At 37.0% G+C, this 14,801-nt stretch carries 13 protein-coding genes and 1 tRNA gene; 2 read left to right on the forward strand and 12 right to left on the reverse strand.

The window, feature by feature from the left end:
- Positions 1-17: 17 nt before the first annotated feature.
- The 3 genes from R3E91_02980 to R3E91_02990 are packed head-to-tail and all read right to left on the reverse strand — an operon-like array spanning position 18 to position 2,449.
- Positions 18-791, reverse strand: coding sequence for an iron-sulfur cluster assembly scaffold protein (locus R3E91_02980; protein ID MEZ5315160.1), 774 nt, complete (start codon positions 789-791; stop codon positions 18-20).
- Positions 778-1,779, reverse strand: coding sequence for an aminotransferase class V-fold PLP-dependent enzyme (locus R3E91_02985; GenBank protein MEZ5315161.1), 1,002 nt, complete (start codon positions 1,777-1,779; stop codon positions 778-780). Before R3E91_02985 ends, R3E91_02980 begins: the two co-directional genes overlap by 14 nt.
- Positions 1,766-2,449 (reverse strand): histidine phosphatase family protein, encoded by a 684-nt coding sequence (locus R3E91_02990; GenBank protein ID MEZ5315162.1) that lies wholly within the window; start codon positions 2,447-2,449, stop codon positions 1,766-1,768. The genes R3E91_02985 and R3E91_02990 overlap by 14 nt, the downstream gene beginning before the upstream one ends.
- Before the next feature lie 51 nt (positions 2,450-2,500).
- On the opposite strand from R3E91_02990, the gene R3E91_02995 reads away from it, so the two are divergent.
- Positions 2,501-3,193: a pseudouridine synthase gene (locus R3E91_02995; GenBank protein MEZ5315163.1), complete on the forward strand. Its 693-nt coding sequence runs from the start codon at positions 2,501-2,503 to the stop codon at positions 3,191-3,193.
- 84 nt (positions 3,194-3,277) lie between these two features.
- Here R3E91_02995 and R3E91_03000 read toward each other — a convergent pair whose 3' ends face one another.
- The 9 genes from R3E91_03000 to R3E91_03040 form a co-directional block, all read right to left on the reverse strand.
- On the reverse strand, positions 3,278-3,820 hold the full coding sequence (locus tag R3E91_03000) for a hypothetical protein (protein MEZ5315164.1): 543 nt from the start codon (positions 3,818-3,820) through the stop codon (positions 3,278-3,280).
- A 68-nt stretch (positions 3,821-3,888) separates the two neighbouring features.
- Complete coding sequence (locus R3E91_03005) at positions 3,889-4,827, reverse strand: hypothetical protein (protein MEZ5315165.1); 939 nt, start codon at positions 4,825-4,827, stop codon at positions 3,889-3,891.
- A 171-nt stretch (positions 4,828-4,998) separates the two neighbouring features.
- Positions 4,999-5,835, reverse strand: coding sequence for a hypothetical protein (locus R3E91_03010; protein MEZ5315166.1), 837 nt, complete (start codon positions 5,833-5,835; stop codon positions 4,999-5,001).
- 251 nt (positions 5,836-6,086) lie between these two features.
- Positions 6,087-6,419, reverse strand: coding sequence for a hypothetical protein (locus tag R3E91_03015; protein ID MEZ5315167.1), 333 nt, complete (start codon positions 6,417-6,419; stop codon positions 6,087-6,089).
- A 77-nt stretch (positions 6,420-6,496) separates the two neighbouring features.
- Positions 6,497-7,726 carry a CCA tRNA nucleotidyltransferase gene (locus R3E91_03020; GenBank protein MEZ5315168.1) on the reverse strand — a complete coding sequence of 410 codons (1,230 nt, stop codon included), beginning with the start codon at positions 7,724-7,726 and terminating at the stop codon, positions 6,497-6,499.
- Positions 7,723-8,970 carry an ATP-dependent Clp protease ATP-binding subunit ClpX gene (clpX, locus tag R3E91_03025; GenBank protein ID MEZ5315169.1) on the reverse strand — a complete coding sequence of 416 codons (1,248 nt, stop codon included), beginning with the start codon at positions 8,968-8,970 and terminating at the stop codon, positions 7,723-7,725. Before clpX ends, R3E91_03020 begins: the two co-directional genes overlap by 4 nt.
- A complete protein-coding gene (locus R3E91_03030) occupies positions 8,963-9,568 on the reverse strand; it encodes an ATP-dependent Clp protease proteolytic subunit (protein ID MEZ5315170.1) in 606 nt (201 codons plus the stop codon). Before R3E91_03030 ends, clpX begins: the two co-directional genes overlap by 8 nt.
- A 125-nt stretch (positions 9,569-9,693) precedes the next feature.
- A complete protein-coding gene (tig, locus tag R3E91_03035; protein MEZ5315171.1) occupies positions 9,694-11,001 on the reverse strand; it encodes a trigger factor in 1,308 nt (435 codons plus the stop codon).
- Positions 11,002-11,030: 29 nt separating this feature from the next.
- Positions 11,031-11,102, reverse strand: a tRNA-Gly gene (locus R3E91_03040).
- A 229-nt stretch (positions 11,103-11,331) separates the two neighbouring features.
- On the opposite strand from R3E91_03040, the gene R3E91_03045 reads away from it, so the two are divergent.
- Positions 11,332-14,796, forward strand: a complete 3,465-nt coding sequence (locus R3E91_03045; GenBank protein ID MEZ5315172.1) for an SNF2-related protein — start codon at positions 11,332-11,334, stop codon at positions 14,794-14,796.
- Positions 14,797-14,801 lie beyond the last annotated feature (5 nt).

Genomic DNA, 14,801 nt, shown 5'->3' on the forward strand with positions numbered 1-14,801 from the left:
TATTCACTTAGGAGTGTTTATAGTTCTAGACCTTCCATATCAGGAATCACTACAATATCTGGATGAATTTTTGTCTGAATGATTTGCTGAATAGCTGATAATGTGGTTCCAATGGCAGAAAGACATGAAGTACAAGCTCCTTGATAAGAAATCGTGAGGGTTTTTTCTTCTAGCTTAGCAATCTGAATCCCTCCAGCATCGAGTTCAATATAAGGACGGATCTGTTCATCTAATAGCTTTTCAACCACAGCATATTTTTCTTTGTCAGAAAGTTGAGACCACCCAGGATAGCCTTCTGGTAAAGGCTCGTTTGGAATAGGCGTCGTATATTGCTTAGATAAAGGAATATCTAGACATTGCTCAACTGCATTGTCAACTGCATCAATCACAAGATTGAGATACTCAACGAGTTCATCAGGAAAAGCTACTTGATCCGGTTTATCTCGTAACTGCTTATCTAAAAGCTCAGCACTCATTCTTCTTGCCTGATCATAGCTTTTACTAATAAGAAATTCACAGGCTACCTCAGCAGCTGCAATCAGAGCTGATGGACCAAAGACTTGAAACTTAGCATCTACGATCACTCCATCCATCGGATCTACAAACCAATAAAAAGCAAGAGCACTTCCTTCTTCTAGAGATCCTTCAGATCCGATGACCAGTCGCATTCCTCGCTCATTTGCATCCTCTTCTTTAAATGATCCACCATTACGAGGAGATTCAATTTTACTGATCATTTTTTTACTATAACGATTCCAAAGGGAAGTTTTCAAAAGATCATCGTAACTCATGACTTAAACTCCTTAAGTGCTTCACAACTTCTAATGTTTCTTTAGCCGTCTTCTCAATGTCTTTTTGAGTGATGTCATGAGAAAAAGAAAAACTCAATCCACTATGGATATCTTGTCCTTCTACGCCACACTCTCGAAGGATATGCATGAGATGCTGTAAATGGTTTCCTCCAAAAGTTGCATGATCTATTCCTCTTCTATTTAATAGATAAAGGAGCGCATCACTTGTCACGCCAGAAAAAATATGAGCAGAAATATGAGGTAACCGTGTTTTCTCAAAAAACAGTCCTGGACCGATAATCTCTTCAAATTGATTACGCAACCTTGCTACCTCAAGACCAAAATGATCGCAAAAGCGCATGGCTTCTTGTGCAGCTTTGGCAAGCATATGCAAACCCGCTAAATTTATCCTTCCCGCTCGCATCTGTGCTTGTTCATTGCCCCCTAAAATTAAGGGGCTCATTTCTACTCCTGCCCGCATAAAGAGTCCCCCTGTTCCATCGATGAATCCATCAAATGTAAGTAAATCCGCTTTACTTGCTTCAAGTGTATACTCTCCTTTTCCCAATACATGAGTCGCATCTACATGAAATACTATTCCTCGATCACGGCATAATTCTCCAATCTCAGCCACAGGCTGAATGACTCCTGTCAATCTATTTGCCCAAGAAAGAGAGACCATGGCTGTACGTGGAGTTAAAGTTTCCATAACTGCTTGCGCAGAAATCTGTCCAAATCGATCTACAGGAGCTGTTACATAGGTACAATTCAAGTCAGTCAGGCGACTCATTGCCATGATAGCAGGGGCTTCATCAACTACTCCACTGATAAAATGATTTTTTCCTGTTTTTCGAGTCACATCCAAATAGGTGGCCAAAACTGCATGATTCACACTTTCAGCTCCTGAGGAAGTAAAAATAAAATGATCTTCTTTGTTTGCACCAACAAGATTGTAGAGAATTGTATAAGCTTCTTTAAGTTCCATCATTCTCTCTGATAAACTTGCCTTTTTGATAAGTATAGATCCAAGGTTCTCCGGTTGGGACCTCAAGAGATAAAACCTCTTTCTCTCGTAAATGTTCAAGATGCATAATAATTGAGCGTAAAGAGTTCCCGTGGGCTGCAAGCAAAACTGTTTCCCCGTCAATCAAATGAGGAAGAATGTTTGATGTAAAATAAGGGATAGTTCGTTCGCTCGTCATTTTTAAACTCTCACCACCTGGAGGAGACTCAGTAAAATCCCGTCTCCAAGCTTTAATCTGAGCCTCTCCAAACTCCATTCGAATCTTTTCTTTACCTTGACCTTGCAGGGTTCCATACATCCGCTCATTAAGTTCCCATGCGCAGCAAACAGGAATGAATTCCCCTTCTGCTAACCCAGAAGGAGATCTCCAATCATAAAATTTTGCTTGTTTCGAATGCAAAACTACCGGCACCTTGCCTGATTGATGGACGGTCATGATTAATAACGCTGTCATAATGCTACGAATCAAATCGGAGGTGTAAATGCAATCTATCCGAATCGTTTTTAGCTGCTCTCCAGCACGCAATGCCTCATCAACGCCTTGTCTACTTAAAGGAATATCAATCCAACCTGTGAAAATCCCTTTTTTATTCCATAGAGATTCTCCGTGCCTAATTAAAATAAGCTGTGCCATAATATCTCATTGATGGCAGAATTATATAAACTTTATAATTAATGACAAAAAATGAAAAAAAGACTTGCTAAAGTCTTAGCCGCGGCTGGGATTGCTTCTAGACGTGCAGCTGAAAAACTGATTTTAAAAGGAGAGGTCGCTGTCAATGGCGTTGTAGTCAAGCTCCCTCAAACTTTAGTCGATCCTCAAACAGATCGTCTTATTTTTAATGGAAAAACGGTGAAACATGAGGAAAAAAAGGTCTATTTTCTTCTTAATAAACCAGCGGGATATATCTGTACTCATCCTACTAAATCCAAAAAATCCATTCTCCATTTTTTTTCCCATATTGATTTACGTCTTTTTACAGTCGGTCGACTTGATCAAGAGACACAGGGTCTACTCCTAGTGACTAATGATGGCCTATTTGCCCATCGTATCATCCACCCTTCTCATAAAATCACTAAAGAATATCTTGCAAAAACAGACCAAGAGATCACTTCCACACACTTAAAAACTCTTGCACAAGGGATCAATATCGACGAAAAATTGATCAAACCTCTTTCAGTAAAAAAAGTACGCCGAGGAACCATCAAAATTGTTATCTCTGAAGGTAAGAAACACGAAGTCCGTCTTCTGCTTGCTCATGCTGGGCTTCATCCTCAACAACTGATCAGGATTCGCCTTGGTCCCTTAACCCTAAATCATCTCCCTTTAGGCCAATATCGTGAACTCACTGAAAAAGAACGGGCTCAATTTGTATAATGAAAATAGAAAACATATCTGATCCATCTTTTTGACCCTCTCTTTCCCATCTTCTTCTGAGATAACAAGTCCAACTCTCCATTCTTATTTATTGGCATTGTACTGTTCTTGGATGGCCTGATCACTCGCTTTTTGACAAAAATCTTCTGCAAGAATTTTTTTTAGTTCTCTATTTTGTTTCTTTTGAGTCAACACTCTCTTTTTTCTTCTCGGCTTTGTATCTGTTTTAAGAAGCGGATTATTGGAGATATGTTGCAGAATTGGATGGTGCTCGTCTACTTGATCATAAGATCCTTGTTCTCTTCTGCTATTTTTCTTAAGAAAAGAGTTTAAACGAGATAGATATCTTGATTCTCTTATGGCGAATAAAAGAAGATGACTCATAGGTAGCAAGATCCCGGCTCCTACCATAAAAAAGGCACCAACAGAGCTCATCGAACCTAGACAAGACAAACTACCAAGATCTCCTAACCCTCCCCTCTGGATTAAACTCAAGCTCCCAACCATGAATAATAGCACTGCTACTACAAGGTCAGTGATCAAAGCGATCTTCTCATTTTTTTCTAAAACCACCTTTTTAGGAATCATAGGAGGTGGATTGATCTTTGTCACAAGAGATAATGCCATACTATATATTGTCTAATTTATTTAATGAACACACGGGATGTACCAAAATATGATATAGAGGAAAATAATTAAAGACTCTCACTTTCATTTCCCATTGATTCTAGTGATTGATTTTGACAAAATTGACTTTTTTTCTTGATAACCTGACTAAAAGGATTTTCAACCCCCTGTTCAGAGTTGCTAAAAGATGGTGCAAATGTCACTCTCGATGACGTTAAATCATGGTTCGATAATGTTTCCTGTCTCTCATTGCTCCAATTGACTTTTTTTTGACCCTCTATCTTGTCATTCCATAGATATAATAGCTCATTAGAACGAGTCACTTTAATAGAATTTTGAGGGATCATCTGATATCGCTTGTGATCTTGGTTAGATAAGTCGCTCTCTTTTCTCAATATGGAATAAGGAGCTTTCTTGCTTGCGGTATTCACTAAAGATTCTTTATTCAGGTTTTTATTAGCCAAATTGTCGAAAGATTTTGTTAAATGTCTTTTTTTTAAAGAAAAAATACGAATCTGTTTTTTTAGAACTTCGAGATTCTGTTCATATAACTCTTTATCTTGTTCTAAATTCCTTATATCATCCAATAAGTCTTGTTTTTTGCTTTCTAGATTGTCTATTGACTCCTGTATCTTCGGATCTCCGGAAGGCTCTTCTTCTTCCATCTTAAACTTGACCAAACGTTCTCTAGCGCGACGCATATATTTTGATTCTCGAACGATGAAGAAAAAGAAATTACTAGTCGGCAATAAAAACCCTATGGTTACCATAGACAAAGCTCCCGGAAAACTGACCGTTCCTAAAGAAGAGAAAGCTCCAAGATTCCCTAACCCTCCCTGCTGAATCAAACTTAAACTCCCTACAATCACAAGCAGCATGCCTATGAAAAAATCGGTAATAACCGCAATCTTTTCATTTCTTCTTAAAACAGTCTCCCTAGGGATAGGAGGAAATCCATTGATCTGCGTTACAGCCAATAATGTCATTATTCTCACCAATTTGATCAACAGATATGATAAATTAAAGATGATGTAAAGAAAAATAGATAAACTTATCTAACTACTGTTTCAAAAATAGGTGATCTTGAGATGGCTGATGAGGAGATGAAATAATCAAAAGGAAGGGTTTTCTGATCACTTTCTTTTCGTCTATTTGATTGAGAAAACAAAAAGAATTTTTCAAGTTATTTTAATATTTAAATCACGGAGCAAAGTACGATCATCAGTGTGGGATAAAAATGTGTGATTATCAGATTGATCCATAGGAAGTTTGCGGGACAATGAAAATGTCTGATCACTAATTTCTTGCTTTGAATGATCTTCTAAATGAGAAACACGATATCTCTTTTCATCTGCAGAACGGGATCTTTTGCCTAGACCATCAGATTGACTGATCCTATTTTTTTTCTTCTGATTTAGTGGTTTGTTGAACTGATATTGTTGTAAGTCTGCATACATTTTCCTTAATTTTTTTACCCGCAAATCATGTTCTTGTTGCTCTTTGAGCAATTGCCATGCTTGTTGTTCTATTTCTGCGCGTCTCTTAGTAAGATAGTGATCAACTTCATGTGCTCTATTTACCAAACTATGATCTGTATTTCTAATCTCTTGAAGTATCAAGTCCAAATCTGCTGCTCTTTTATCTTGTGAAGATTTTCGTTGATTTAATTCTGCTGTCTTCATATTAAACATCTTTTCCCTTTCCTTTTCAAAATGATGCACTTGACGTATATATTTTGATTCTCGCACGACCAATATGATAAGATGACTCATAGGAATCAAAAAGCTGCTTCCTATCATAAAAACAATCGCTTCCAAACTCGTCGTCCCTAAACAAGACAAGACTCCAAGATCCCCTATACCTCCCTTCTGAATCAAACTTAAACTCCCAATAAGCAAAAGAAGGATGGCTATGACAAGATCAGTAACTAAAGTAATCTTCTCACTCCTTCTTAAAAAAGCCTGCCTAGCAATAGGAGGAGGCCCATTCATGATTGTCACAGCTAACAATGTCATATTCTCATCCTAATTTGCCAAAAATTATGTAAAATTAAAGATGTTGTAAAGAAAATTTTTGTAATTAACAAGAGAGTTTTCGCGATTCTCTTTTTTTTTATAAAGAGTTAAATATGGTCTCCTTTGTTCGAATAAAATTTATTAAAAAAAAGAGACTATTTTAATTGAAGATCAGAAATATACGCCTATCTCATGCAAAACTAAATGAAATACGTTTATCTGGAAAACTTCATCCTGTTGATAAATCAAGTTTACTGATTGGATGCTGTGGCTTGCTTAATTGCCTGAATCTCTTTTGTATATTTTGATTCTCGTACCAAGAATATCATGAGAAGAATTATAGGAATCAGGAAGCTACTTCCTATCATAAAAACGATGGCTTCCGAACTCATCGTCCCTAAACAAGACAAGACTCCAAGATCCCCCATACCTCCCTTTTGAATCAAACTTAAACTTCCAATAAGCAAAAGAAGGATGGCTATGACAAGATCGGTGATGACCGCAATCTTTTCATTTCTTCTTAAAAAAGCCTGCCTAGCAATAGGAGGAGGCCCATTCATGATTGTCACAGCTAACAATGTCATAATTCTTACCAAGTTAATCAACAAATAGAATAAATTAAAGATGTTGTAAAGAAAATAGTTCATCTATAGGTAGAAAATCATTCTACCTGTCCTATGTCTTCTAAATCCAGCAATCTTAAGAGAATTGATGGATCATTTAGGTCATGGTTAATAGAAAGACGTTCAGCTGACTTTAATAATTGCCCCATCTTTTTTCCTGGTTTCACTCCTTGATTTTTCAGCATAGTCGAGGTAATAAGAGGAGTTTGATTTTTGATGCGATCAATATGTTTTTTGAGAAACTGCTCTCGTTCTTGATGTGCTTTAAAAATAAGAGAGCGTTGAAGTAAAGGAGCATGAGCAGCATAAACACCAATGACATATGCAGAAGAAGGATGAGCATAAAAATGTGCCCAATGCCAATTGTCGACAGAGGCTTGCTCCAAAAGAGCCATGGATTGGGTAAAGAATATTGCCTCTTGCTTTTCTGCTTTTGAGATTTTCAAATCTTCACAAAGACTCAAACGTTCATTTAAAGTGGCATAAGGGAAAAGCTCCATGAGATAAATAATAGGAGGGCAATGTAAAGGAAAGTCTGGAAATGGAGCGACTAATTTCTCAACATCTACCTCTTTGAGTTGAGGGAAAATGATTCCTAATAGACCAAGAGATTTCAATAGAATTAAAGCTTGATTGAAATGAGGATAGAGAGCCATTTTACAAAATTCCTGCCAGATTCTTTCGATAGAAACAGCAGGAAATAAAGTCGGCGCGAGCTCTTTAATCGCTAATCTAGTTTTTTCTTCAATGATAAATCCCAAACGGGCTGAAAAACGACAAGCACGTACCATACGAAGACGATCCTCAGAAAAACGGAGAAAAGGATCTCCTATTGTGCGAATGATTTTTTTTGTTAAATCTTTTTTCCCCTCTACATAATCATAAATTCTATCTGTTAGGGGATCAAAAAACATCCCATTGATTGTAAAATCTCGTCTTAAAGCATCTGCTTTAGGATCAGCAAATTCAATACTCATCGGATGACGTCCGTCATCAGAGCGATCATCTTGACGAAAGGTCGCAACTTCAAAATTCACTCCCTCTAAAACAACAATCACTACACCAAATGCTAATCCAACAGGAATCGTTTTAGAAAAAAAATTTTGGACAACCTGAGGAGGGGCACTAGTGGCAATATCAATATCGTCAGAAGATTGATCTAAAAGAAATTGACGTACCCATCCTCCTGCGAAATATGCGATATATCCCCTATCGCTGAGGATTTGACAAATAGATTTTCCTAAAACGAAAAGAGAGGTATTGATCATGCAATCTTTTCAGAAGAATCCCGACGAACAATCTCAGGAGGTTTTCCTTTTGTAATTGTTTCTTCTTGGATATACACTTCTGCAATTGTATCATCTGAAGGAACTTCAAACATCAGATCTGTGAGTAGACTCTCCAAAATCATGCGTAATGCACGAGCTCCAGTGCCTGCTTCTTTTGCTTTCACTGCTGCTGCATAAAGAGCCTTGTCTGAAAATTCCAATTTTACATTCTCATCATTAAAAAGATTTTTATATTGTTTAACAATCGCATTTCTTGGTTCCGTTAAGATTCTCACAAGATCATCTAAAGTTTGCTCATTACAATTTACAATGCAATTAAATCGACCAATAAACTCTGGAATCATGCCAAAGCTGATTAAATCTTCAGGCTCAACTTGTTCTAACAATTTATTTTTATCCTGCGGATCAATAGATTTTCCAGTTTTAGAATCATAAAAACCAATCGTACTTTTGCCCAACCGCTTACCAATCACCTTATCAAGATTGATAAAGGCTCCTCCAATAATAAAAAGAATATTTTCAGTATTCACCTTGACATATTCTTGATGGGGATGCTTTCTTCCTCCCTTAGGGGGGACATTAGCAATCGTCCCTTCAACAATTTTTAATAATGCTTGCTGAACCCCTTCTCCTGAAACATCTCTTGTAATTGAAACATTCGTTGTTGTCCTTCCAATTTTATCAATCTCATCAATATAAATAATTCCTTGTTCTGCCCTTGTAACGTCATAATCCGCTGTTTGAAGTAAACGAAGGATAATATTTTCTACATCTTCTCCCACATAGCCTGCTTCTGTCAATGTCGTTGCATCAGCAATAGTGAAGGGCACATCAAGGATTTGAGCAAGTGTTTTAGCAATAAGAGTTTTACCTGAACCTGTAGGTCCTAAAAGTAAAACATTCGATTTGCTATATCCCACTTCTCTATTTTGAGAAAGCGCCTGGACTCTCTTATAGTGGTTGTACACTGCCACAGAAATCGTTCTTTTCGCTTCGTTTTGACCAACTACAAATTCATCTAATCTTTCTTTGATTTCTTGTGGTTTAAGAATCGTGAGCTGATGCGTAGTCGACTTTTTCTCCAAGATACTCATGCATAAGCGAATACAATTATCACAAATATATACATTAGGTCCGGAAATTAACTTCTCAACATCCTCTTCAGAACGACCACAAAATGAACAGATTGTGATCTCTTTATTTGTAAAATTTTTTTTAGTCATCTCTTTCCATAGTTTTAGCAGAAGAGGTCACAATTTCATCAATCAATCCATATTCGATTGCCTCTTTCGGGCTCATAAAACAATCACGTTCTGAATCCGCTAAAATTTTCTTCACAGTCTGTCCCGTACATTCTGCAAGAATATCAGCTAAATATTGTTTTAAACGTAAGATCTCCTCTGCCTGAAGTCTAATATCATCCGATGTGCCCATAATGCCGCCAGAAGGCTGATGAATCATGATACGGCTGTGGGGTAATGCACGTCGTTTTCCCTTCGTACCCGCAGCTAAAAGAAGAGCTCCCATTGAAGCAGCTTGACCAATGCAATAAGTATTTACATCACACCCTAAAAATCGCATCGTATCATAAATCGCTAACCCAGCTGTAATGTATCCTCCAGGAGAATTGATAAACACCTGAATATCTTTTTTTGGATCATCTGATTTTAAATACAAAAGCTGTGCAATCACATTATTCGCAAGGTGTTCATCAATTTGAGTCCCAATCAAAACAATACGATCTTTTAACAAGCGGGAATAAATATCCATGGCGCGTTCACCACGGCCAGTATCTTCAATTACATAGGGAACAAGTGTCATGACTAACTCTTCATTGTTGGTTACTATAACGTTACAAGGCAAAGTTTATGATGTGAATAAACATGCGTCAAGAAATTTTGAATTCCAATAAAATAACAATTGGAGAACTCCTTTTCAAGTTGACTTTATTGTTTATCCTTAATTTGCTCAAGTACGTATTCTTTTGCCTTACGTTGTATCAATCTACTAGCAAGTCTATTCACCATTTCTCTAGATTTTTCTTTAGTTATTCCCTGTTGATTATCGATAGGATTTTGCATCATCTGACTTGCCAGCGCTTCATTCAATTCTTGATTAGAAAGAGAGATATTTTCTTGCTTAATGATTTGTTGAATAAGAAAATAAAGACGGATTGCAACCTCCACCTCCTTAGCTACTGTAGATTCAATCTCTTCCTCTTTTCCTTTAATCTCTTCATCCTCTTTTCCCTGCTTTTTTAAGAATTCAATTTGAGAACGAATACGACTGACTCTTTCCTCTTCAACAAGCGACGCTGGTAAATCAAAAACATATTTTTCTAAAAGAACAGATTCAAGAGCTTCTATTTGTTTTTGACGATGGCGAACTTCATTCTCTTTTTCGAGACTTAAAGAAATTTTACCTTTCATCTCCTCTATAGAAGCAGCTCCCAGTTTTTTAGCTAATTGATCGCTTAACTCAGGAAGAATGATAGTTTTTATCTCATGAAGAGTGAGGCGAATAGCTATAGGTTTAAAGGCTTTTTTTGTTTCATCATCGGCTTGTGGATCTACTTCACTCATCCCTTCAATCGCATTAGAAGAGTCCATCCCAATCAGCAGCTTCAATATCCAGGGAGCAAGTTGTTGATCATCCACCTCAAGGCGATGATTTTTTAAAATAGACTTAGGAGGATCAACATCAATTTGATCTATCGAAACCTCTACAAAATCTCCTTTTTGCACGCCTCGTCCCTCTACTTTTTCCCATTCAGCATTCTGCCTCAAAATTCTACTGATCACCCCATCTACTTGTTCTTCAGTTACAGCTTCTTTAGCGAATGTAGGAAGATTGAGTGTCGTAAAATCAATCTTAGGAACATTTGGATAGTGTTCATAGGCAAGGAGAACAACTGCCCCTTCTTCTTGAGAACAACTTTCAATTTTTGGACGTTGAATACTCTCTTTATTCATAGGAAAAATAGCAGTGAGATCTAAAGCTCTTCGATATGCCTCATTCAGTAAAATTTCTTTCCATTCTTGATCCACATAAGAACCATACTGATGAATAATTGTAGCATCGGGAGCTTTTCCCTTACGAAATCCTGGAATAGAAATCTGCTTATTGATTTTTTTGACTGCTCGTTTATAAGCTCTTTTTACAAAATCTGAGCAAACTCCAATCTTAAGAGAGAGGCGACATCCTGACTCTTTTTGCGCTTCAACAGAAAAACCATCCTTTTCAAACACTTCCATAAAAATCTAGTTTTAAATTTTAGAGAAAAAGCGGGTGATGAGGTTCGAACTCACGACCCTCACGTTGGCAACGTGATGCTCTACCACTGAGCTACACCCGCGTTATGGCAACCGAACGGATGATGAAATTCAAAATCACAACATTCACCTTGAGAGGGTGGTGGTCAACCATTAAGTTACACCCGCATAAAACAAAAGAGATATTTTAGAATCGCAATTTTTTTTTCGCAATACTTATTGAATCTTGATCTAGAACAAAAAAATATTTTCATTGCTTTCACGAGAGTAAATCAGTACAAATAAAATCTGTGTCATCTTATGGCTTAAAGAATGCTTAATTTTCGTAAACTACGTCAAGATTTTTCCTCAAATATTCTAAAAGAAGGAAAAGAATTGTTTGATAACGAGGCTGTATTAGGGGCAAAAATTCTCCATTTCAATACAAATTCCATCCGTCTTAGCTCTCGAATAAGTGGCTCTTTTGAAAATATTTATGAAAGTGAGTTAGAGATTGACAGAAACGAATCAATTGCAATTGATTCTAACTGTGATTGTACATATACTTATGATTGTCAACATATTGCAGCTCTTCTTTATTACCTTGAGCGTCATTTCAACGAGATTGTTGTTGCCTATTCTCAAGAGACAAATCTCGATATGCATCGAGAAATTGATGATCAAGAAAAACACGAGTTGCGTGAAACGTTTAAGAAAGCAGTTTCAAAAGAAGGGACACGTAAAGATCAACAATATCAAAAAGAAGTTTTATCGGAATATATCAGTGGAGCACGAGATTTAAAAACTTCTCCTTTCTTTTTAAGACAAGCAACTCATACCCAAGATGAAGCTGAACTTGCTGTGATTTTCAATCAAGAAACCCTTAAGCAAAATACACAAGCTGAAATTGAGCTGACAATCCGTCTGCCTTTTCGTTCGAAACCTCTTTATATTCCAAATATTCATCTTTTTCTTGATGCAATTCGTTACCGTGAACCCATCTCAATTGGAGGGAAACAATGTTTTTTTACTCTTCTCTCATTTGATACAATCCAACGTGAGATGATGACGCTTCTTTTGCAAAATGTCGTTTTTGCAAACACCCCCGAAGAATCCCAGCCGCGTATTGCTTATCTTACCCATGAAGCATTGGCTACACTACTTGCTCGTGGCTATGACTTAGCTATCTCAGATACGATACAGATGGATAAAAAAATTCCTATGCCCTGCCTCTTTGTAGACAATCTGGAACATCCTCTCTATTTTTCCATCTCTCCTGCTGAAATTAAGTGTACAATTGAATATCTTGAAACTCCGGGAGAGACCCTTTTGTTGAACCCCTCTTTTCAAGTGGATGAAGATAGAGTTCAGCTCAAGGAAATCGTCTTATTTGAATCTACAAAACCAGGTTTAATGTACAAAAATACCTACTATCGTTTTCAACCACATATTAAACGCTCTCATTTGCAAGCCATTCCTCATCTACACAAAACCGCAATTCCCAAACCTCTTTTTGGAACATTTATTGAAAATGCTTTCCCTACTCTTCGACAATATGTTGAGGTAACCAATCCAAATCTAATTAACCAATTCGTTACTCTTCCTTTTGTTGATCCCCTTAAGGGACGTTGTCTCATCCATTATCTCAATGGAGAGCTAGAAGCAGAACTATTCTTTATTTATGGAAACATCGAAGTCCCTGGAGCCTTCTCGAAACTACAATATGAGCATATCACCCCTTTTGTAGGGAAAGAAGGAATTTTAGCTCGAAATCTTGTGGAAGAGCAAAAATTGGTTGAAGAGATTTTTTCAGATTTTATTTTTGAAGAAAAGGAAGGTGTATTTCGGTTAAAAAGTGAAAAGAAAATTGTGGAGTTTATGACTGAAGTGATTCCAAGCACTTCGGATAAAATTTCTTATGAATGTCCAGAAAATCTTTCCAAACAATTTATTTATGATGAGTCAACCTTTGAGCTCCATTTTCGTGAAAGCAAACGAATTGATGTTTATGAAGTAGAATTAAAAGTGAATGGGAATCTTAAGGGTACTAGACTTGATCTTTTATGGGATTGTATCGCATCAAAAAAGCGTTTCCTTGAAATGGACATCCCTGGTAAGAAAAAAATTGGTCGTAAAACTTCTACGATTCCGCGCATTCTTGTGCTCAATTTAGAAAAAATTGCTCCCTTGGTTCAAATCTTTGATGAAGTAGGTCTAGAGGTCATTGACTCACATGTGCAAGAGCGCCCTCTTTGGAGTCTTGCTTCAATTCATCCTGCTCAATTTCAATCTCTTCCAGTCAAATACTCCATGAGTGAATGGTTGCAGCAAATTCAAAAACAAATTCTAGGTGAGACAAACATCACAACACAGAATGTTCCTTCGGTGATTCGAGCTAAGCTACGTAAATATCAGCTTGAAGGAGTCAATTGGCTAGAAAGATTACGTAAGATGCATCTTAATGGCATTTTAGCTGATGACATGGGGCTTGGTAAGACATTACAAGCGATTATTGCAATTACACAAAGCAAAGCAGAAAAATCTGTGGCTCAATCTCTTGTTGTTTGTCCAACATCTCTTGTGTATAATTGGCAAGAAGAATTTCATAAATTCAATCCAGAACTTAAAGTATTAGTTGTTGATGCAAATCCCTCACAAAGACGCAAATTGTTAAAATCCATCGATAATTATGATGTGGTAATTACTTCGTATAATCTTTTACAAAAAGATATTGAAATTTATAAAAAAATTCTTTTTGACTATGTCGTCCTTGATGAAGCGCACCATATTAAAAATCGTAGCACACGCAATGCAAAGTCTGTAAAAATGATCCAAGCGCAACATCGTCTCGTTTTAACAGGCACACCAATTGAAAATTCTTTGGAAGAGTTATGGAGTTTATTCGATTTTCTGATGCCTGGGCTTTTAAGTAGTTTTGATCGTTTTGTTGAAAGATATATCCGCAATTGTGGGCATACAGGGAACAAGTTATCTAACATTGAAACTCTTCGTAAAAAAGTCTCTCCCTTTATTCTACGCCGTATGAAAGAAGATGTCTTAGAGGATCTTCCTCCAGTCTCTGAAGTTCTCTACCACTGCCATCTCACTGACATTCAACAAGAGCTGTACATCTCCTATGCAAAATCAGCTAAGGAAGAATTATCTCGTCTTGTGAAGAAAGAAGGTTTTGATAAGATTCAAATCCATGTCCTTGCTACACTCACACGCTTAAAGCAGATTTGTTGCCATCCAGCGATTTTTGCTAAAGAAAAAGCAGAAGCAGGCGATTCTGCTAAATATGACATGCTGATGGAACTACTGTTATCTTTAATCCAGGGGAAACACAAGACTGTAATTTTTAGTCAATATACAAAAATGCTCCAGATTTTGCGTGAAGATATGCAACATCAGGGTATCCCATTCGCATATCTTGACGGATCGATTAAAAATCGTTTGAGTATTGTCAAACAATTTAACAGTGATCCTACTATTCCTGTTTTCCTTGTTTCTTTAAAAGCAGGGGGTTCAGGATTAAATTTAGTTGGAGCAGATACAGTAATCCATTATGATATGTGGTGGAATCCAGCTGTAGAAAACCAAGCAACAGGTCGTGTCCATCGTCTTGGTCAAAAAAAATCGGTCTCTTCTTATAAACTGGTTACATTAAATACAATTGAAGAAAAGATTCTAAATCTGCAAAACAGAAAGAAGGGGCTTGTAAAAAAAGTCATGAGCTCTGATGACGAAGCAATCGCAAAGCTCACATGGGAAGAAGTTTTAGAATTATTACAAACATAAAGGAA

It is taken from the genome of Chlamydiales bacterium (assembly GCA_041395025.1).
GTDB lineage: Bacteria > Chlamydiota > Chlamydiia > Chlamydiales > JAAKFR01 > JAJACP01.